Below are 20,171 nucleotides of genomic sequence, written 5' to 3' on the forward strand. Positions count from 1 at the left end.
ATCCACCGGCCACAACCGACCGAGGTCTCCCATGCTCCTTCACGATGTCCTGAACCATGCCGTCAAGCTCTTCCCGAACAAGACCGCGACGATCGATGGCGACGTCGAGTACACGTACGCCGAATCGGGCGAGCGCATCCGCCGGCTGGCGGCGGGGTTGTTGAGCCTGGGGCTCAAGCCTGGCGACCACATCGCCATCCTGGCGAACAACTCGCACCGGTACTTCGAGACGTATTTCGTCTGCAGCGTGGCCGGGATGCCGTTGGCGCCGCTGAACATCCGGCTGGCGGCCCACGAACTCGAATTCATCCTGAACGACGGCGAGATCAAAGCGCTGATCCTGGGGCCGGAATATATCCCGCTCTACGAACAGTTCCGGGAGAAGACGCCGGGGCTGAAGCACGTCATCATCCTGAACGCCGAGCTGCCCGGGGCGGTGGATTACGAAGGACTGATCGCCTCGAACGAGCCACTGATGGGCGTGGCCCGCGAGTGGCAAGAGACCGACATGCTGAACCTGTGCTACACGGGTGGGACGACGGGCCTGCCGAAAGGCGTAATGCTCAGCCAGCGGGCGATCGTTTCGAACGCGCAACACGCGACGATGACGATGAGCTTCCAGGAGCGGGACATCTGGTTGCACGTGGCGCCGATGTTCCACCTGGCAGACGCGTGGGCGGTGTACGCCTTCGCCATGGTCGGCGGCACGCACGTCTTCAACGGGGCGTTCTCGCCCCAGCTCTGCCTCGAGACGATCGAGAAGCACAAGGTCACCAAGACGATCCTGGTACCCACGATGATCAACTTCCTCGTGAACTTTCCGGGGCTGGGAAACTACGACACGAGCAGCCTCGACCTGGTGCTTTTCGGTGCTTCGCCGATGCCGGTCGACCGGCTGATTGCCGCGAAGAACGCACTGGGGCCGAAGCTCTGCCAGGCATACGGGATGACCGAAACCAGCCCGCTGCTGACGGCGATGCACATCGGCTGGACGCATTACGAAGGGGATGAAGCGAAGGTGCGGCGGCTGGCGAGCTGCGGGCGGGAAATCTCCGGCGTGAACGTGCGGGTGGTAGACCAGGTGACCGGAGAGGACGTGAAGCCGGGCCAGGTGGGCGAGATCATCGCCGCGGGGCCGAACGTCATGAACGGTTACTGGAAGCGTCCAGAGGAGACTGCGGAGGCTCTGCGGGGCGGCTACATGCACACCGGAGACCTTGCAACGGTCGACGAAGAGAATTTCATCTTCATCGTGGACCGGGCGAAGGACATGATCGTCTCGGGGGGCGAGAACGTGTACTGCGCCGAGGTGGAGAACGCCCTGTATGACCACCCGGACGTGCTGGAGGCGGCTGTTATCGGCATCCCGGACGACCGCTGGGGCGAGGCTGTGCTGGCGATCGTGGTGCCGAAAGAGGGGACAAACCCGAGCGAGGGCGAGCTAATCGAGCACTGTCGGGGGATCATCGCGGGGTACAAGTGCCCGAAGCAGGTGGTGTTCCAGGCACAGCCGCTGCCAAAGAGCGGGCCGGGGAAGATCTTGAAGACGGAGCTGCGGAAGCCCTACTGGGAAGGCAAGACGAAGCAGGTGAACTAAGGGGGGCTTTGGGCCCTTGCTATACTTGAAGCATGACCACGGTCGAGCATCCCAAGGCTCTGGGGCTCCCTCTCGAATCAGGAGACCGGCTCACGCGAGATGAGTTTGAGCGCCGATATTGCACGCGTCCGGACATCAAAAAGGCAGAGCTGATCGAGGGAGTGGTGTACGTGGCCTCACCAGTGCGAATTCCTCAACATGCCGAACCGCATGGCTACATGGTCTTCTGGCTGAATGCCTACCGGGTAAACCATCCCGACTGTCGCGTAGCCGACAACGGAACGGTCCGACTCGATGCCGACAATGAACCGCAGCCCGACGTGATGTTGTTTCGTGCGCCAGACAATGGTGGCCAGGCACGTATCGATGAAGACGGCTATCTCGCAGGCGCACCGGAATTGGTGGTCGAAATCTCCGCCAGCTCGGCGTCGTACGACCTCGGGGCGAAGAAGGAAGCCTATCGGCGCAACGGCGTGCAGGAGTACATCGTCTGGCAAATCCTCGAGCGCCGCATCGACTGGTTCCGGCTAGCCAACGGCGCATACCAGAGCGTTGCCGCTAACCAAGCCGGAGTGATCGAAAGCGAGGTCTTCCCGGGCCTTCGCCTCAACGTGTCCGCAATGCTCGAGGGAGACCTGGCGGCCGTGCAGTCAGCCTTGCATTCATGACCCTGGTGTCGAGGGAGGCTCGGCCGTAGGTAGAAGGCCCCCAGCTTTTGCACGGAAACGCGCCGCAGCCGACGGTGGTGAGCGCCTCGTTCGGGAAGAAGATCGCTGGCAAGAGCCGGCGATCCCTCCAAAATCGACAAGCCCACCCCCGCCAATCGACAATGGGGCTATGCCCATCTATGAGTTTCGCTGCGCTGATTGCGGCAAGGTGACCAATTTCTTCACGCGGAAGGTCGACACGGAAGTGGCGGCCCCGTGCGAACACTGCGGGAGTGCGAAGACCAGCCGGATGATGTCCAAGTTCGGGCGTTCGTACACGCGCGCCGACATCATGGAGAAGTTCGGAGACCCTTCGGAATCGAACAACCCGGACGCCTACCGGGACCCTCGCCAGATTGGGACGTGGGTAGAGAAGAAGTTCGAGTCGTACGGGATGGACCTGCCGGAGGGGGCACGCGAGATGATCGACGCGGCGCGCGACGGCGAACTGCCGGACCCGGTGAAGGACCTGTAGGTCTGAGGCTTGAGGTTTGAGGGGTGAGGTGATTCAGCTTCGGTGGCGAAGCCGATCGATGAATGCTCTAAGCATCTTTCTCACTTCGATAGCTTGCTCGGCGAGCCGGTCGTGGCTGGCGACAGACAAGTACCCAAGGTCCTTCGCCAGCCACAATTCGTACTCGACTTCGGATGCTGAACCCATCGCGATTTGCAGAAAGCGCGCAAAGTCCGCGTCAGTATGCCGGCCGCAGCCCTCTGCGATGTTGTATCCGATGGATGCGGATGCCCGACGAAGCTGCCGGGTCAAACCAAACCGTTCGTCCTCCGGAAAAGTCCTCGTGACTTCGTACACGGCCAGCGTAAGCGCATGGGCTTTCGGCATGACTTTCAGTTCGCGGAAGTTCCGCACGAGACCGACCTCCAGTCCGACACCTCGAACCCCACGCCTCAGACCTCAAACCTACTTCGCGGGGTCCATCAACTCCTTGAAGCCGTACTTCGCGAGCGTGCCCATGACGATGACTTCGTAGATGCCGATGCCCTTCTTGCGGCCGGCAGTCACTTCGCTGATCTGCTGGACGTGGAGGTTGGCCATCGGTGGTTCGAGGGCCAGGTCATACATGCCGCCATCGACTTCGTCGGGGCCCACCCACATGCCGTGGCCCCACTTCGGGTCGCCGTAGCCGATGCCTTTCATGAGAAACGAGTAGAGCGGCTTGAACTCGATGTCGAGCTGTTTTCCCTTCGCCGGGATGAGGCTGATAACGCTGCCGGAATCGATCCAGCGCGTGCCCTTCGCAAACTTGAGACTGTGGTCGGCGCGAGTTAGCTCTTCGGAAGCGTTTGGATAGGGCTTCAAGATCACGCCCGATTCGTGCCAGCGAGTGCCGTCGGAGTACTCCGAAACGGTGAAGAGGGTGCACATGTCTTCGAAGTTCAGTGGCGCCCAGTTCCAGAAGAACTGGGGCATTTCGGTGGCGGGTGCGCCACGGGGGTCGCGGCCACCGACGTTGCGGATACCCCAGGAGTGATCACGGCTGCCCCACCAGGTGTCCTGGCTGAGATCGTAGGTGACACCGTTGCAGGCGAGCTTGCCGGACCAGCTGCCATGCTGCGTGATGCGGGTGTAATCCATCACGGGGACGTTGCGGGCGAGGCGGAGGAAGTGGGGCTCTTCGTTTGGCAGGGAGCGGGCATTGAAGACCAGGTCCGCGGTGATGCCCCACTTATTCTTCGCGACCTTCACGCGGATCTTGCGAAAGGGTTCGACGATCTGGACCGAGATCGGCCCCACGCGGGTATCCATGCGGTCATCGCCGAGGAAGCGCGAGGCGCGCACGTAGTACTGCAGGCGGCCGCCCTGGACGACGGAGAAGGCTGCATCCATGACGCCGAGGTTCGGGTAGACGCCCATGGCCACGGCAAAGTAGACATCACCGTCGCGGCGGTAGCCGTTGAAGAAGTAGCGGTCGTAGAAGTTGCGGTCGCTGGTTGCGACGCGGTCGAAGGTGTAGGGGGTCTGGTGGATGAGGTACTCGTCGGCTGGTGTGACGGCCATGTGGCTAGGGACTCCGAAGTGCTTGGGGTGTGGCGGGAGCGTAGGGCATGGAGGCGAAAAGGTGAACGGGCCGGAGAGTAGAATGCTGACTTGTGAGTGATACGACGCCCCTGGAGACGATCATCCCGCGGATCCTTGACCACTTCGCGGCGAAGAACGCGGCGCGGGAGCAGGCCCTTTCGGCGAGCCGGGCGATTATCCGGATGAGCGCGAACAGCATCCGCGCAGTGCATCGCGGGGAGTTCGAACAGGCAGCCCAGCAGCTGGACGAGGCAAAGCAGGTCCGCGACGCGGCCGTGGCGGCGCTCGAAGGGCACGCGGACGTGTACTACGCCGGATTCCTGCATGACGCGCAGAAGGAGTACGCGGAGGCGCGGACGACGCTCGCGCTCTTGAGCGGTGGAAGCATCCCGGCGCCGGAAGAACTGGGGGTGGAGTACCCGGCTTACCTGAACGGCATCGCCGAGGCGGTCGGAGAGATGCGGCGGATGGTGCTCGACCGGCTGCGGGCGGGACAGTACGACGGCTGCGAGGAGATCCTCGCGGCGATGGACGACATCTACGCGGTGCTGGTGACGATCGACTTCCCGGACGCGATGACGGGGGGATTGCGGCGGACGACGGACCAGACGCGAGGCATCCTCGAGAAGACGCGCGGAGACCTGACGATGGCGATGGTTCAGCGCCAGGCGATCCGCGCGTTGGAGTGATACACCACCACGGATGGCACGCGGTGCGCGGAGACCCTCCGGGGACGTGAAGCGCCCTGGAGCATCAACACCCTGGAGGCAGGAAGATGGCAGAGGATTGGTCGAGGCCGGTGGTCCACTGGGAGATCCAGGCGAAAGACGCGGAGCGGATGTCGGCTTTCTATTCGGCGATGTTCAACTGGTCGGTCGGCGACGGGCGGGTGCGTGACATCGGCGCAGGCATCGGAGCCCCGGAGACGATCACGGGGCACATCCGGCCGTCAGGCCGGTCCGGCGTGGTGCTGTACATCCAGGTGCTCAAACTTGCGGATTCGCTGGCGAAGTGCGAGGAACTGGGCGGTACTGTGACCCACCAGCCGCGCGACCTTCCCACCGGGGTCACCATCGCCGGGATCGAAGACCCGGAGGGGAACGCGGTGGTGCTGGTGCAGCAGTAGGGAGGGTGGCCGAAGGCCCCCGCCACTGCTACATCTTCCAGTGGGCTGGTTCTATCTGGTCTTTGGTCATCTCGGAGAGTGCTTCCCAGATCGTAACGTGGTGCTGACGGAGGACTTCGAAACCGCCACTCATCAGGCTGGTGCTACGTTCGCCGGATTCCTTGGCGCCGGGCTTTGTCCACGCCTGGGCGCTCTGTCCGGTCTTTTCGAGGAGGTTCGCGTAGCCGGTCTGGGGAGCGAGGAAACTGCCCTTCTTATTCTGGGCGGACTTGCCGAGGGTTTGCTCATCCACGCCGAGCTGACCTTCGTTGTACATCTTGGCTATCAACTCTGGGGAAACGGCGGGGCAGTATTCGTCGAGGAGGCCGAGCATGTGGCCGAATTCGTGGGCCGACGTGTATCGGTCCCAACGCGCGAGGTAGGACTCCTTCACCTGTTCGACGCCGGGCGATGCCTCGAACCCAACCGAACGCCCGGCTCCACCGCCGACCTTGGCTGAGAGCGGGTTCGTGATCCCCGCCGCGAGAAATCGCTTCTTTAACACCGTGAAGCGGTCCAGGAGGAGGACCCTGGGCTCGTCCTTGTCGAGGCTGACCTTGACATCGATGGGATGCAGGTCCGAGAGGGCGCTGTATTTCTTCAGGTTCAGGATCGCGTCAATCGCGGCAGTCACGGGGACGTCATCGGCGATTTCGTCGGAGTCCCACTTGAACATGACGGGATGGAGGGCAGCGAGCGCCTTGATCATGCGCTGGCGGTCGCCTTCGAAGGCGGGGAGGATGTTGTTCTTGTTCTCAGTTGCCGCGAGGTGTTTGGCAACCTTCGGGTTATTGATCTTGTCGTAGGAGTCCTGCTCCTGAAAGCCCCCGCCGAATTCGCGGGTGACGCCGGAGGTGCCGCCGGCGCGCATGCCGCCTTCTTTCTTTTCGAACGCCTTCGAGACACTGAGAGCGTAGTGGGCCTTCGAGGGGTCGTCGACGAGTTCGATTTGCACCTGGGGCTTCGCGACGACGTCTTCGTAGCCGGGCTTATCGCACTTGAACGGCGCGATGTCGCCCCACTTTGTCATGATGGAATCGACCCACTTCTGGGACCATTCCTTCTTGGCTGCCTTCGTCCAGTAACGGTCCTTTTTGTTCTTCACCTCGACGTAGTACGCGGGTTCCACATCGCGGAAGTCGAAGTGTACCTTCGAGATGACGTTCACGATGCCCGTTGCAGGGCGGTAGACGACATCGAATTTGCCGATCGTGGTCGAGGGCCGGAAGTCCTTCTTCTGGAAGGTAGCAAGGTTGAAGCGTTCTCTATCGGTCTTCGGCTCCGGGGGGGCCTCAACCTGTTGTGCCTGTTGCTTCTTCTTCTTACCCCAGCCGAAGAGGCGCTGTACCTGCTGGTTGCCGATGGTCCGCTGGAGGCCCGGGCCGACCACTCGAGATGGGGCGGCGTGACCGGTCTCCGGCCGGGTGAGCGATTGCATGAGGCGACCGACGGCCTGGGCGCCGATGGCTGTGTGGAGGTCGCGGAGCGAGTCAGGTTCGGAGGTATCCACCGAAACCGACTGCTCCGGGCGTCGAGCAACGGGCGCCACGCGCCGAATCGTCTCGCGCGTGTGTACGCGTGACCGGGTCTTCGAATTCGTCGTGCTGCGAACGGGCGCCACGTCCTCATGCCCCCTTGAGGTTTCGCGGAGCATAGCAACCGCCGGGAGCCGTGACTATCGGGCGCGAGGCCTGTCAGATACCCGGCTGAGCGCGGGCGATGACGGCCTTCGTGTAGCCCATCGTGTTCAGCTTGCCGCCGAGATCGCCCGTCTTTTCGTTGTTGGCGATGCAATCGTGGATGGCCTGGAGGAGGCGGCGGGACATGTCGAAGAGGCCGCAGTATTCGAGCAGGTAACCGTAGGCTTCGATGGCTCCACTTGGGTTCGCGATGCCCTTTCCGGCGATATCGGGGGCGGTGCCGCCGGCGGGGTCGAAAATACCGATGTTCGGCTGATGGCTGGGCGTGAAGGCATAGGAGGCGCTGGCGCCGAGGCCGATCGAACCGATGAGGCCGTAGACCATGTCGCTGAGGAAATCGCCGTATTCGTTCGGCGTGACGATCACATCGAACCGTTCAGGCCGAAGGATGAGTTTCGCGAGGAGCGAGTCGAAGAGCTCCTTTGTGTGAGTGGTGTTGCGGTACTCGTTGGCGACTTCGGCGACGACTTCTTCGAAGAGTCCGTCGGCGGCGCGCTGAATCGTGTACTTACTGGTAGACACGACGTTGTGGCGATGGCGCTCGGCGAGGCGGAAGGCGAAGTGCGCGGCGTGCTCGACCGGCGTGCGCTCCATGACGCGAATGGAAACGGCGGAGTGATAGCCGATGCGCATCCCGGCATCCTCATAGGTGCCGCCGGTGGCGACACGGACGACATGGAGGTCGATATCGCCGGTGTAGTTGGTGGAGACTCCCGGGTAACTACGGCAGGGCCGGTGGATCACGGAGAGGCCAAGCTGGTCGCGCATCACCTGGTTCGGGCTAACGGTCCGAGTGACGGTTGGGTACTTCATCGCGGCGCCGAGGGCGCGGGTAATTTCGATGCCCTCTTCGGTGGCGGCGGTGGACGCCTCGCGGCGCTCCAGCGACCAGTCGACCGGGCGAAAGCTCACGGGCGATCCGAAAGCCTCGTTGATTGCATGGATGGCATCGCGAAGTTCGGCCGCGATCCCGTCTCCGTTCAGTTCCGCAACTTCGCGCATAGGGAACCCTCAGGTGTCCGGTATCAGGCTCGGGAGGGGCCTGTAGGGCGAGGGTACAACGGCGGCACTGGTTGCGCGTGCCTACTCTGGTGCTTCAGGGATTTCGATGCCGCGGAAGTGGTCGATCGTGCGGGCGGAACCGTCCGGTTCGAGGTCGATAGCGACAACGTCGATGCGGGCGCGTTGGGGATCGATCGCGCGTGTTTCGCAATAGCCGATGGCGGCCTGCCACATGCGCTGGAGTTTCGCCGGGACGAGGGATTCGGCGGCGGCGGCGCCACCGCGGCGGGTCCGAACCTCGACGAAGACGACATCGTCTCCGTCGGCCGCGACGATGTCGATTTCGATGCGACCTACGCGGACGTTCCGTTCGATCACGCGCATGCCGATCGACTCGAGGCGGTGTGCAGCGACGCGTTCGCCGAAATCACCGAGCCGCCGGCGGGAAGTCACCATCTGAAGGTGTACTGGGCGACGGGAGCGTAGCTGATCCGATGGATGGGGCTAGGGCCCCGGTCCTGGAGCAGGCGCTTGTGCTCGGGCGTGGGATAGCCCTTGTTGCGGCAGAGGTTGTAACCCGGGTAGCGCTCGCAGAGCTGGTGCATGAGGGCATCGCGTTCGACCTTGGCAACGATGGAGGCGGCGGCGACGGCGACGCTGAGGGCGTCGCCATCGATGACGGCTCGGACATTCGGGAGCGGGAGATCAAGGGCGTCGCTGATGACTGCATCGGGCCTGACGGCGAGCTGTTCGAAGGCGCGGAGCATGCAGAGTCTTCGCGCGGGGAGGATGCCGATGCGGTCGATTTCCTCGACGGAGGCCCAACCGATGGCGAACGGCACGGAGTCACGGATCTTCGCGGAGAGTTCATCGCGGGCTTTTTCGGGAAGGACCTTGGAGTCGCGGACCTGGGAGTACCAGCGGAATCGGCGGCCAGCCGGCAGCACCACCACCCCGGCCGCGACCGGCCCGGCGATCGGCCCGCAGCCGACCTCATCGACGCCGGCCACCCAGTGCGCTCCGGCGTTCCATGCCTCGCGTTCGAAACGTAGCGACGGGACCGGCGTCTTAGCCACGGAGGCATCATGCAGCACGCGGGAAGGTAAGGCACGAGGGCGAGAACGCGGGCGGGAGTGAGCAGCCTAGGCAATCCTGAAGGTCGTGGGTGTTATTTTCGCGGAGTTGGGCTATTCTGGTAACAGGTTTCCTCGTTCTTGTTCACCGAGCCTCTGTGTTCTTGCCTGACTGAATCGACGAACCGTTAAACCCAAGGAGGTCGTCGATGCCTTACAACGACAAGACCCTGACCTGTTCCGATTGTGGGAACTCCTTCACCTTTACCGCTGGCGAACAAGAGTTCCACCAGTCAAAGGGCTTCACCAATGAGCCGCGGCGCTGCCCCAATTGCCGCGGTGCTCGCAAGGCCGAAGGCGGCGGCGGCGGTGGCTTTGGTGGTGGCGGCGGCTTTGGCGCCCCGCGCCGCGAGATGTTCAGCGCGATCTGCGCGACCTGCGGCAAGGAAGCCCAGGTCCCCTTCGAACCCCGTGGTGACCGCCCGGTCTACTGCCGGGACTGCTTCCAGCCCGCACCGCGTTCCGGCGGCTTCGGCGGCGGCGGTGGTGGTGGTCCCCGCGGCGGCGGTGGCGGCTACGGCGGCGGCGGTGGTGGCGGCTCCCGCGGCGGTGGTGGTGGCGGCTCTCGCGGCGGCGGCGGCAACCGCTGGTAAGCGTTCTCTAGCAACCCCAATCGCCGGCCCAGGCCGGCGATAGCAACAAAGCAAAGCACCTTCGCATGAATGCGAAGGTGCTTTGTCGTTTCCGCACCTGCCGCGCGGGGGGAGAAGCGACCCGGTAGTTGAGAGGGCGGGGCGGTCTCGTGCTAGGATTCGCCACCGCTCGAAGCGGGCTCATCCGGAGTCCGTGGCGGGAGCCCTGACCTGGAGGCGCCTGTTGCCCGGACCACTGGATGGACTGACGGTCGTTGACCTTTCGGAATACATTTGCGGACCGTACGCGACGAAATTGCTGGCCGACTTCGGCGCCGACGTGATCAAGGTTGAACGTCCGGGCGGCGACCCTGCCCGACGGGTTGGTCCCTTCCCCGGCAATCAGCCCGACCCGGAGAAGAGCGGCACGTTCTTCTACTTCAACACGAACAAGCGATCGATCGAATTGGACCTGGCGTCGACGGCGGACCGCGAGGCGCTGTTGCAGCTCATCGACCGGGCAGATGCGGTCGTCGAGAGCTTCCCGCCGGGGTACCTGGACGGATTGGGCATCGGTTGGGACGTCATCCACGGCCGGCGGCCCGACATCCCGCTCATCTCCATCACGAACTTCGGGCAGGAGAGCCCGTATCGGGACTACGTGGGGAACGAGCTGACCCTTTACGCGCTTGCGGGCGAGCTGTACACGATGGGTGTCCAGGAACGGGAGCCGGTGACGATGTACGGCACGGCGTCGCTGGTTGAATCCGGTTCGGCTGCAGCGACGGCGACCTTCGCTGCCATCTTCGCAAGCAAACGGCAGGGCATCGGGCAGCGGGTGGACTTCTCGATCGCGGACAGCCACTTCCTCGGCGCGGACCGCCGCCACGTGGGCACGATCTCGTATGAGTTTTCGGGGCGCCGCACCGTGCGTGCCTCGCGGTCGAACCGGGCCGCCCTGTCCGGTGTGTACCCGTGCGCCGACGGATGGGTGGAGTTCACCGCCGCTTCTGGCCGCATGGACCGGTTCGCGGACATGCTGGGGAACCCGGAATGGATCCGGGACCCAAAGTGGTCGATCCGGGCTACCCTGCTTGACCCCGATAACGTGGCGGAACTGGAGGCCCACTTCTTCGAGTGGCTCAGCGAACGCACGAAGCGCGAAATCTGGGCGGCGGCACGGGCGGCACGCGTACTCTGCGGGCCACTGTTCGACGTGGCGGAGCTTTCTGCGGACTCGCACTTCCGCGACCGGGGATTCTGGGCCACTGCGAACCATGCATGGCTTGGCGAAATCACCATCCCCGGGCGGCCATTCGTGATGCCGAAGGCGCCCTGGTCGCTCCGGCGGCCCGCGCCGCTGCTCAACGAACACGGTGCGGAAATCCGCGCCGAGATCGCATCGAGACCGGCGCTCGCCCCAACCGTCCGCACTTCGAACCCCCGCCTCCCGCTGGATGGCATCCGGGTGATAGACCTCTGCGTGGTGTGGGCGGGCCCCTTCGCCACGCTGCTTCTCGGCGACCTGGGGGCCGAGGTGCTCAAGGCCGAGAACCCGCACGTGATGCAGCCGATGACTCGCGGGACGCTGGCGCACCCGACGAAGGCGTACGCGGCGATGCTCCCGCCGGCGGCGGGGGGCTACCCCAACAACGACCCGGCACCGCACGCATACAACTACAGCCCGACTTTCGTGCAGCTTTATCGGAACAAGAAGAGCTTCACCGTCGACCTGCGGACCGAGGAGGGGAAAGAGATCTTCGGCCGCGTGGTGGCGCAGTCCGATGCAGTGGTGGAGAACAACGCGACAGAGACGCTGGAGGGCCTGGGGATCACGTATGACTGGCTGCGGAAGTACAACCCCCAGATCATCATGGTCCGCATCCCGGCATACGGTTCCACTGGCCCGTACAACCAGGCACGGGCCCTCGGCGTCCACCTGGAAAGCGTGATGGGGCACACGCTCCTTCGAGGCTACCGCGACGCCGATCCCTCCGAAAACTCGGCGATCTACTCGGGCGACTACCTGGCGGGAGCGCAGGCGGCACTGGCGGTAATGCTGGGAGTGTGGCACCGGGAGAAGACGGGCGAAGGGCAACTAATCGAAATCGGCCAGGCGGAGAACGCCTCGCCGATGCTCGCACAGGCCTTCATGGAGTACGCCATGAACGGGACGCTCCCGGAGCGCCGAGGGAACCGGTCACTGTACGATTTCGCCCCCACTGGGGTGTATGCGTGCCGGCCCAGCGGGACGGCGGAGGAGTGCGGAGACCGCTGGATTGCGATCTCAATCGAGACGGACGAACAGTGGCGGGCGTTGCGCGGCGCGATGGGTGACCCGGCCTGGAGCAAAGACCCGGCCCTGGAAACGAATGCCGGGCGGCTTGCCGCACACGATGCAATCGACGCACAGCTGGCGGCGTGGACCGCCGACAAGGACGACTACGAGCTGTTTCACGCGTTGCAGGAATCCGGCGTGCCGTCGGCGCCGGTACTCGAGGCGTCGCGAGCCTTCGATGACGCGCATGTCCTGGCGCGCGGGCTGTACCAGCCCCAGACGCTCTACGACCAGGTGGGTACGTTCCGCTTTAACACGCCGTTCCTACGCTTCTCGGAGACGCCAACGAGCGTGAGGCAGCCGCCGGTCGCATTCGGCGAACACAACGACTACGTCTACCGCGAACTGCTGGGGATCAGTGATGCCGAATACCAGCGGCTGGTCGAAGCGGGGCACATCGCGCAGGAATTCGACGCCACCATCCCGTAACGATCCTGCCCGAGAGGTGGTCAGACGAGGCGGATCCGCATTCCGCCGATGACGATGACTCCGTCTTCTCTCAGCAGGCCGCGTGCGCGGGCCGCAGTGCGGGCGGACTCGGCGTCGGTGGCAGCCAGATCGATCCCGCCGAGGCCTTCGGGGCGACCGTCGGTTGCGGCGACGAATCGGAGGCTGGCGTTCTGGAGTTTGATCGTCGGGTTTCCCGCAGCGTCGGACGTCACCGGGTCCTGGATGATCTCGCTCCAACGGGCGGCGAGCTTCTCCGGCTCCGGCGATTGGATTTCGGCAGCGACGATGGACCTGACGCGGCCGGTGCGGATGAAGTCCTGCCAGGGGCCACGTATGGCGTGGCTCCAACCGGGGATGAGGTCGTCGGCGCCGACGTGCCAGTCGATTTCGAGGAAGGAGCCACCGGTGTCCTGCGGGTGGAGCTGCATGAGGCAGGCGGTTTCTGTATCACGGGCGGCGACGACACGGATACCGAGTTCTTCCACGCGGGCTTTGCGGGGGGCGTGGTCATCCGCCTGGCAGATGACCATATAGCCGCCATCGCCGCCACGGCGTTCGAGGTAGCGTCCACCGGCCGTGTTCTCGCGCACCGGCGAACACACCTCGATGAACTGCGTGCCGACGGGGAGGAGACGGTTCTGGAGCCCGTAGGCCGGAGGCAAGTGTTCATCGATGTACGCGACCTCGATGCCGAAGACGGCATTGAGGTCGGCAGCCACCGTGTCTGCATCGGCAACGATGAGGGCGATCTGGCGCAATCGAAGCCACATGGTTGGCTACCTTCCCTTGAATTCCGGTTCGCGCTTTTCGACGAATGCGCGGAAGGCCGCGCGGGAGTCCTCCGAAGCGCCTGTCCGCTGGTGCCTTTCCGACTCGATGCGGATGTACTCTCGCAGGCTCACGTTTTCGGCGGCGAGGAAGTTGAGCTTCATCGCGCGCAGGGCAAGTGGCGCCGACCGGGCAAGGCGGGTGACGATCGCGGCGACTTCACCGCGGAAATCCGCATCCGGGAAGCACCTCGAAACGAACCCGATGCGCTCAGCTTCGGCGGCGCCGAACTTCCCGTGGAGGAACATCAGTTCGCGGGCCTTCGTCGCACCGACGATCCGGGGAAGAAACCACGGTGCGGCCATATCGCCGGAGATGCCGACACCGAGGAAAGCCGAGTTGAAGTTCACGCTCTCGGCGGCGTAGCGGAGATCGCAGGCGGCAGCCCAGCCGAGCCCGGCGCCCGCACAGGCACCATTCACGGCGGCCACGGTTACCTGGGGCAACTCGTGGAGCATCGCCGTCAGCTGGAAGTGTTCCGGACTGAGGGGTTCTTCGCCTGCGCCGGAGCTGTAATGCTGGAGGTCGGCTCCGGGGCAGAAACCCTTACCCGTCCCGGTGAGGACGACGACACGAGTGCGGTGGTCGGCCGGCAACTGCTGGAGGACGTCGTAGAGCTCGCGCATCATCTGGTTGGTAATCCCGTTGAGCCGATCCGGCCGGTTCAACGCGATCGTCCCGACGCCATCGGCCGACTCATAGGTAATCGTTTCGTAGGCGGCCATGTGCCCCTCCGGCTTCGGAATTGCCGGATTCTAGCCCAACGGGGGCAACCGTAGTTCGCCCTTCACGGTGAGCCGGCGGCAGTGGATCGTGTGCCGCCAAGCGGGGATGCTCACTCTCTCCGGAGGCAAAGATGACGGTCGAACCCCAGCAGCGTTTCGTGAAGTCGCAACGTGTCCAAATCTCATATTGGGACTGGGGCAACGAGGGCGCGCCGCCGCTTGTCCTCGTCCACGGCGGCCGCGACCACGCACGATCGTGGGGCCGCCTCGCCGAAGAGCTGCGCGCCGACTACCACGTCGTCGCTCCCGACCTTCGCGGCCACGGCGATTCGGGTTGGACGCCGGGCGGCAGCTACGGCCTGCCGGACAACGCACTCGACATCGTCCGCGTCATCGAGACGGTTGGGGCACCGGCGAGAGTGGTCGCCCACTCGTACGGCGGGTCGGTCTGCCTGGTTGCCGCGGGCACGTACCCGGAGTACTTCAGCTCGCTTGCGGTCATCGAAGGCACACATTCGCTCAACCCGCCCGACGAAGAACGGGTGGGACCGGCGTGGGTACGGCGCTGGGGGGACCGCATCCGCTCGTTCGAGGACCAGCAGCCGCGCGTCTACCCGAGCCTCGAGGACGCCCAGGCGCGGATGAAGGAGGCGAACCCCCGGCTGCCGGAGAGCATCCTCCCGGGCCTTGCGGGTTACGCTTCGAGACCGGTCGACGGGGGTTTCATCTGGAAGTACGACCTCTGGGTGAACGGACGGACCTCGATGGAGATCCGGCGGAGCGAACTGCCCGCGTTCTGGGAGGCGATCACCTGTCCGGTGTTGCTCTTCGTGGGGGGCGAATCGCACTCCCGGCGGCGGCAACACCCGAACCCCGAGCGGCACCTGCGCAACTCCCGCACCGTCGAAATCCCAGGCGCTGGTCACTGGATCCACCACGACCAGCCGGACGCGCTGCTCGACGAGCTGCGACCTTTCCTGGCGGGGTGCGGCGACGCCGCAGAGTGAATGCTGGAACAGGGCGGAGGTGCGGGCGTAGGCTCTGTCTCCATGGAATACGCCGACCTCGAACGACTCTTCGCCACCCAACGGGCTGTGCGCCTCTTCGCGTCTCGTCCCGTCGATGACGCGGTCATCGAGACCATCATCGCCGCAGCCACGCGGGCACCAAGTGCCCGCAACTCCCAGCCGTGGCGGTTCGTCGTCATCCGCGAACGCGCGACGAAGGAGCGCCTTGGCGAGGTGTTCGATGAGCTCGGGAGCCAGATGTACGGGGCGGGAGCACCGGAACGCACGCCCTGGGGGGACGTCCCGGTCCTGATCGCGGTGACCTCTGAGTATGCCTTCGGAAGCACCGAGTCGGGGCTCGCGGCACTGGGCGCATCGATCTACCCGGCCGTCCAGAACTTGCTTCTCGCGGCGCACTCGCTCGGGCTGGGGAGCGTGCTCACGACGCGGTGGAAGGCGCGCGAGGCGGAGGTTCGGCCACTGCTCGGGCTTCCAGAGACCATGGCGGTCCACGCGATCATCCCACTGGGCTATCCGGCGGAGCGGATGGGAAAGAACCGTCGCCGCGCGGCATCCGAAGTCACCTACCGGGAGAGATTCGGCGCACCCTGGAACTGAGCTGGTTTCACGATGCAACGAAGTTTGCTTCCGCGTAGACTCCGCCCCCATGACGGAAGCCGACGCCCCAACTCCCCTGCCGACCGAGACCGCCGGCGGTTCGCGTAACCCGTTCACGGTCGCGGGCTTCCGGCTGTGGTGGCTGGCATCGATCGTTGCCGGCACCGGCGTAGGCATCCAGGCGGTGACTGTACCGCTCTACATCCGCGACCGGGTCGCGGAGGACCACCGCGCCGTGGCGATTGCGGCCGCGCTGATATGCCAGACGCTGCCGGGAGCGGCACTGGCGCTGGTTGGGGGCGTCGTCGCCGACCGAGTCGAGCGGCGGCGGATCCTGGTGCGGACCTACCTCGTGGCTGCCGCTGCGTCGCTGGCATACGTCGGCCTGGCGGGTATGGAGGCGGACGTCATCTGGCCCGTGTTCCTGCTGGCGGCGGTGGTGGGCAGTGCCGGGGCCTTCACGAACCCGGCGCGCCAGGCCATGGTCCCGCAGATTGTTAGCCAGTCCCAACTCCAGAACGCGGCGATCTTCGGGACTATGGCGTTCATGGCGACTCTGCAGTTCGGAGGGCCATCGATCGGGGGCGTGCTGGCCGACGGTTACGGGCTCACCTGGGCGTTCGCCACGGAAGTCGCCGCACTCGGGGCGGCAGCGTTGCTGTTTTCGCGGATAGCAACGGACCCACCCATCCCGACCGGAAAGAGCGTCTTTCGCGACCTGATCGAGGGGCTGCGGTACGTGCGTCGAAACAGCTCGCTACTTGGGATCCTGGCACTTGTGACGATACCGGGGATGCTCCTGATGGGGCCTTTCATGGTGACGATGGTCCTGATCGTGCAGGACGTGTACGGGGCTTCGGACAAGTTCGTCGGGTTCCTCGTGGGCTCGATGGGAGGGGGAATCCTCATCGGGTCATTCTTGCTGAGTGTGCTCAAGCTCAGGCGGCGCGGATTCCTGCTCTGCTTCTCGCTCCTGAGCGGTGGGACGTTCTGGATTCTCTACGGATTCGCACCCAACATCTGGTTGGCGATGGGGCTCGTGTTCATCGCGGGGATGCTTGGACCGGCGATCTTCATCAACTTCGCGGTCGCGCTACTCCAGGAGAACTCGGAACGGGCGATGATGGGCCGCGTGATGAGCATTTACGGGTTGGGTTTCAGCGCGGCCGCGCCAATCGGGTATGCGCAGGCTGCGTGGCAGGTCTCGCTCTGGGGGCCGCAAACCACCATCGCGGTGAGCGCCGGCATCGCGGTGATGCTCGGGATCGTTGCGCTGCTCTTCCTCCGTCCAGTCACCAGGTTGGCCTGATCGCTACCAAGCTGTCCGGCGTCCACGGAAGCACCGCCCAACTCTTTACAGAGCGGTTACTTCCCCTTGGGTTTCTTCGCGGCCGCGCTGGCGATTCTCTGATCGTGACCGGGGCGCCCTCAACCCCTTTCCGGTCCAGACGAGGACTCTTTGACGCGAACTCCGAAGTTTTTCTGGCGAGCAGCCCTCCTGGGGCTGGCCGCTGTCGCGGTGACGATAGGCGCCTTCCGACCCGGCGAAACGGTCTCGGAAGCGGATGCCGCGGGGACGCTCCCGCAAGGCTGGCCGACCACCCTGCAGGTGGGAATGATGGACAGCCCGGGCGGGGCCGCCGCGATGCGCGCGACGGCGCCTTACGGGTTCCGCTACCAGTACCTGGCGGCAGGTGTGAACACCGGCAACGGCTGGGCGAACTGGAACCCGAACGGGCAGTTCGTGACCTATTACATCGAGGACTCGGTTGCGGCCTCTATCACCCCGGTCTTCACGTATTACCAGATCTTCATGAGCCTGCCGGGCTCCAGCGGCGGAGAGATGGATGCGGTACTCGCCAACCTCCAGAACGACTCGACGATGGTGGCTTACTGGAACGACCTCAAGCTGTTCTTCCAGCGCGCAGGCGCCTTCCCCGACAACAAGGTTGTGCTTCATGTCGAGCCCGACATGTGGGGATACGTGCATCAGCGTGCAACCGGGGACAACGCGACAACAGTGGGGGCGCGCGTTGGCGGCACCGGGATCGCGGAACTGGCCGGGCTCCCGGACAACATGGGCGGGTTCGCGAAGGCAGTGGTACGACTTCGCGACACTTATGCGCCGAATGTCGTGCTGGGCTACCACATGAGCATCTGGGGCACAGGAGTCGACATCCAGTGGAGCCAGACTGACAACCCGACGACGGACGCCCTGGCGACGCGGGCGGGGAACTTTTACAACTCGCTGGGCGCGAACTTCGATATCACCTTCGCGGAGTTCAGCGACCGGGACTCGGGCTTCAAGCAGGTGATCAACGGGCTGGGGACCACACTCTGGTTCGACGCCGAGGATTTCGCACGGCACGCACGATTCCTGAAGACGTTCTCGAACACCGTCCAGAAGCGCGTGGTGCTGTGGCAGATCCCACTTGGCAACACGAAGATGCTGGCCATGAACAACACCTGGAATCACTTCCAGGACAACCGGGTTGAGTGGCTCTTCGATGACCCTTCTCGGAGCCACCTTTCGACGTACATCGACGCCGGAGTCGTGGCGTTCTTGTTCGGCCGGGGCGCCGACGGGGCGACGTGCGCGTGTGACGCAGCCTATGACGGCGTGACGAACCCTGCCCCGATTAACGGCAACACCAGCCCCTCGCTCAACGCGGACGACGACGGCGGGTTCTTCAAGCAGAAAGCGGCCGCGTACTACGCCCAGGGGGCGATGCCACTTTCCGGGGGCAGTCCGCCGAGCACGAGCACACCTGCACCTTCGACGACCGCCACGATGACGCCGACGAACACGCCTACGCCCGCAACGCCGACAGCGACCGCAAGGGTTGCCACGCCAACTGCCACGACCACGACGCCGACTGCTACTGCTACCGCGACCCCGGCCGCGGGACTCGCCTGGACGACATCGGCAACGACCTCGGCCGCCACGGTGGACCGGGGCACCTCAATAACGATTGCCGCGAACGTGCGGGCAAGCCAGGCAGCCCTGGCCCTGGTGGATGTCGAGGTCTACAACACGGACGGCGAGAAGATCTACCAGCGGTACTGGGACGGCCAGTCGTTCAAGAAGAATCGGACCCGTACTTTCAGGACGACATGGCAGGTGCCGGCCAACCTTGCGCCGGGGGTTTACACGGTGAAGATCGGCGTCTTCAGCCCCGGATGGGGAGTGATGCACCACTGGAACAACGGCGCGCGCACGTTCACGGTGCGGTAGCTACTGCAAACCGGGATAGCTTCGCCGCGGAGGGCGGGGAGAGCAGCGACTACTTCCGCGGCGCCATCTCCACCATCGCCTTGTGGATCAATTCGCGGCGCTTCAGCGGGTCTGTCTCGCAGGTGAACCAGCTAAGAAACGCGGTGTCGACGCCGGCATCGAGATAGCGCTGGACGTGTTCGTTCCGCTGTTCGGCGGTGCCGTGGACGATGAGGTCATCGACCACCTCGTCCGGCGTGTTCGCGATAGCGCCGCGGCGGTCGCCGGCGTCCCAGCTCTCCCACATGCCCCGCAGCGTCTCGCTCCGCCCGAGCCACTGGTGGAAAGACTTGTAGACCGGCACCTGAAGGTAAGCGTTGATGTGACGCTTCCGCATGAGTTCGGCTTCGGGGCCCGGGGGATCGATGTTGACCATGAGGCGAGCGGTAATCTCAATCTCCGCGGGATCGCGCCCGGCTTTGGCCGCTGCCTCGCGGACGACGGCGACCGACTTCTTGACGTCCTCGGCGGAGAGCCAGTTGATGATCGCACCATCGCCGACTTCGCCGGCGACCGTGAGCATGCCTTCCCGGAGTGCGGCCACGTGGATCCTCGGCACGGACGGGGGAGGCTGGGAGAGGCGGAAACCATCTACCTGGAAGGTCTCTCCTTTGAAGACGACGCGTTCGCCGGCCAGTGCTGGCCGCAGGAACTGGACCATCTCTTTCACGCGGGTCGCAGGCTTGATGAACCTTCCGTTGTTCCACATCTCGATGATGGGCTGCGAGCCGGAACCGATGCCGAATTCGAAGCGGCCCGGGGCGAGTTCGCCGATGCTCGCGGCGCTCTGGGCAAGGGTGGCGGGGCCACGAGAGTAGACATTCGCGATGGCGGTCCCGAGCCGCATGTTGGTGGAGAGTGCCATGACGGCCAGCGGAGTGAAGCAGTCCTGGCCATCGACTTCGAACGACCAGGCATCGGTGTAGCCGAGCTGCTCGGCTTCCTTCGCGAAGGCCACGTGTTCCGGGAGGGTGTACCCGAGGATGGGGACGGAGAGCGCGATTCGCTTCTGCACGA

19 protein-coding genes and 1 pseudogene are annotated in these 20,171 nt (G+C 64.6%); 11 read left to right on the plus strand and 9 right to left on the minus strand.

Going from position 1 to position 20,171, the window contains the following annotated elements:
- The first annotated feature begins 31 nt into the window (after positions 1–31).
- The 3 genes from IPG14_RS04335 (at position 32) to IPG14_RS04345 (ending at position 2,779) form a co-directional block, all read left to right on the plus strand.
- Positions 32–1,597 (plus strand): long-chain-fatty-acid--CoA ligase, encoded by a 1,566-nt coding sequence (locus IPG14_RS04335; RefSeq protein WP_343388236.1) that lies wholly within the window; start codon positions 32–34, stop codon positions 1,595–1,597.
- Between the two features lie 32 nt (positions 1,598–1,629).
- Positions 1,630–2,265, plus strand: coding sequence for a Uma2 family endonuclease (locus tag IPG14_RS04340; RefSeq protein WP_343390989.1), 636 nt, complete (start codon positions 1,630–1,632; stop codon positions 2,263–2,265).
- A gap of 169 nt (positions 2,266–2,434) precedes the next feature.
- The gene (locus IPG14_RS04345) at positions 2,435–2,779 is read left to right on the plus strand and encodes a zinc ribbon domain-containing protein (RefSeq protein WP_343390990.1); all 345 of its coding nucleotides are present in this window, start codon (positions 2,435–2,437) and stop codon (positions 2,777–2,779) included.
- Between the two features lie 33 nt (positions 2,780–2,812).
- Here IPG14_RS04345 and IPG14_RS04350 read toward each other — a convergent pair whose 3' ends face one another.
- Positions 2,813–3,172: a four helix bundle protein gene (locus IPG14_RS04350; RefSeq protein WP_343390991.1), complete on the minus strand. Its 360-nt coding sequence runs from the start codon at positions 3,170–3,172 to the stop codon at positions 2,813–2,815.
- A 51-nt stretch (positions 3,173–3,223) separates the two neighbouring features.
- A complete protein-coding gene (locus IPG14_RS04355; RefSeq protein ID WP_343390992.1) occupies positions 3,224–4,321 on the minus strand; it encodes a hypothetical protein in 1,098 nt (365 codons plus the stop codon).
- Between the two features lie 92 nt (positions 4,322–4,413).
- On the opposite strand from IPG14_RS04355, the gene IPG14_RS04360 reads away from it, so the two are divergent.
- Together IPG14_RS04360 and IPG14_RS04365 are read left to right on the plus strand one after the other, a co-directional pair.
- Complete coding sequence (locus IPG14_RS04360) at positions 4,414–5,031, plus strand: haloacid dehalogenase (protein WP_343385347.1); 618 nt, start codon at positions 4,414–4,416, stop codon at positions 5,029–5,031.
- Positions 5,032–5,117: 86 nt separating this feature from the next.
- Complete coding sequence (locus IPG14_RS04365) at positions 5,118–5,468, plus strand: VOC family protein (protein WP_343390993.1); 351 nt, start codon at positions 5,118–5,120, stop codon at positions 5,466–5,468.
- Positions 5,469–5,496: 28 nt separating this feature from the next.
- Here the strand turns inward: IPG14_RS04365 and IPG14_RS04370 are convergent, their stop codons facing one another.
- The 4 genes from IPG14_RS04370 to IPG14_RS04385 form a co-directional block, all read right to left on the minus strand.
- Positions 5,497–7,056 carry a hypothetical protein gene (locus IPG14_RS04370; protein ID WP_343390994.1) on the minus strand — a complete coding sequence of 520 codons (1,560 nt, stop codon included), beginning with the start codon at positions 7,054–7,056 and terminating at the stop codon, positions 5,497–5,499.
- Between the two features lie 145 nt (positions 7,057–7,201).
- Positions 7,202–8,209 (minus strand): isocitrate/isopropylmalate family dehydrogenase, encoded by a 1,008-nt coding sequence (locus IPG14_RS04375; protein WP_343385351.1) that lies wholly within the window; start codon positions 8,207–8,209, stop codon positions 7,202–7,204.
- A gap of 81 nt (positions 8,210–8,290) precedes the next feature.
- Positions 8,291–8,662, minus strand: coding sequence for a YraN family protein (locus tag IPG14_RS04380; RefSeq protein WP_343390995.1), 372 nt, complete (start codon positions 8,660–8,662; stop codon positions 8,291–8,293).
- The gene (locus IPG14_RS04385) at positions 8,659–9,285 is read right to left on the minus strand and encodes a ribonuclease HII (RefSeq protein WP_343390996.1); all 627 of its coding nucleotides are present in this window, start codon (positions 9,283–9,285) and stop codon (positions 8,659–8,661) included. The genes IPG14_RS04380 and IPG14_RS04385 overlap by 4 nt, the downstream gene beginning before the upstream one ends.
- Positions 9,286–9,491: 206 nt before the next feature.
- Here IPG14_RS04385 and IPG14_RS04390 point away from each other — a divergent pair.
- Together IPG14_RS04390 and IPG14_RS04395 are read left to right on the plus strand one after the other, a co-directional pair.
- Positions 9,492–9,806: pseudogene (locus IPG14_RS04390) on the plus strand (zinc-ribbon domain containing protein); the annotation flags it as partial.
- A gap of 352 nt (positions 9,807–10,158) precedes the next feature.
- Entirely contained in the window at positions 10,159–12,681 is a 2,523-nt protein-coding gene (locus tag IPG14_RS04395) for a CoA transferase (RefSeq protein WP_343390997.1), read from the plus strand.
- Between the two features lie 20 nt (positions 12,682–12,701).
- On the opposite strand, the gene IPG14_RS04400 is transcribed toward IPG14_RS04395, so the two are convergent.
- Together IPG14_RS04400 and IPG14_RS04405 are read right to left on the minus strand one after the other, a co-directional pair.
- Complete coding sequence (locus IPG14_RS04400; protein WP_343390998.1) at positions 12,702–13,472, minus strand: VOC family protein; 771 nt, start codon at positions 13,470–13,472, stop codon at positions 12,702–12,704.
- Positions 13,473–13,478: 6 nt separating this feature from the next.
- Positions 13,479–14,255 (minus strand): enoyl-CoA hydratase-related protein, encoded by a 777-nt coding sequence (locus tag IPG14_RS04405; RefSeq protein WP_343390999.1) that lies wholly within the window; start codon positions 14,253–14,255, stop codon positions 13,479–13,481.
- Between the two features lie 131 nt (positions 14,256–14,386).
- Here IPG14_RS04405 and IPG14_RS04410 point away from each other — a divergent pair, with 131 nt between their 5' ends.
- The 4 genes from IPG14_RS04410 to IPG14_RS04425 all read left to right on the plus strand — a co-directional run bounded on the left by IPG14_RS04410 (position 14,387) and on the right by IPG14_RS04425 (position 19,115).
- Positions 14,387–15,262 (plus strand): alpha/beta hydrolase, encoded by an 876-nt coding sequence (locus IPG14_RS04410; RefSeq protein ID WP_343385357.1) that lies wholly within the window; start codon positions 14,387–14,389, stop codon positions 15,260–15,262.
- Between the two features lie 42 nt (positions 15,263–15,304).
- Entirely contained in the window at positions 15,305–15,880 is a 576-nt protein-coding gene (locus tag IPG14_RS04415) for a nitroreductase family protein (protein ID WP_343391000.1), read from the plus strand.
- A gap of 49 nt (positions 15,881–15,929) precedes the next feature.
- Entirely contained in the window at positions 15,930–17,189 is a 1,260-nt protein-coding gene (locus tag IPG14_RS04420; RefSeq protein WP_343391001.1) for an MFS transporter, read from the plus strand.
- A gap of 150 nt (positions 17,190–17,339) precedes the next feature.
- On the plus strand, positions 17,340–19,115 hold the full coding sequence (locus tag IPG14_RS04425) for a hypothetical protein (RefSeq protein WP_343391002.1): 1,776 nt from the start codon (positions 17,340–17,342) through the stop codon (positions 19,113–19,115).
- Between the two features lie 49 nt (positions 19,116–19,164).
- Here the strand turns inward: IPG14_RS04425 and IPG14_RS04430 are convergent, their stop codons facing one another.
- Entirely contained in the window at positions 19,165–20,169 is a 1,005-nt protein-coding gene (locus IPG14_RS04430; RefSeq protein ID WP_343391003.1) for an LLM class F420-dependent oxidoreductase, read from the minus strand.
- Positions 20,170–20,171 lie beyond the last annotated feature (2 nt).

Source organism: Candidatus Amarobacter glycogenicus (genome assembly GCF_016704105.1).
Classification (GTDB): Bacteria; Chloroflexota; Dehalococcoidia; order Tepidiformales; family Tepidiformaceae; genus Amarobacter; species Amarobacter glycogenicus.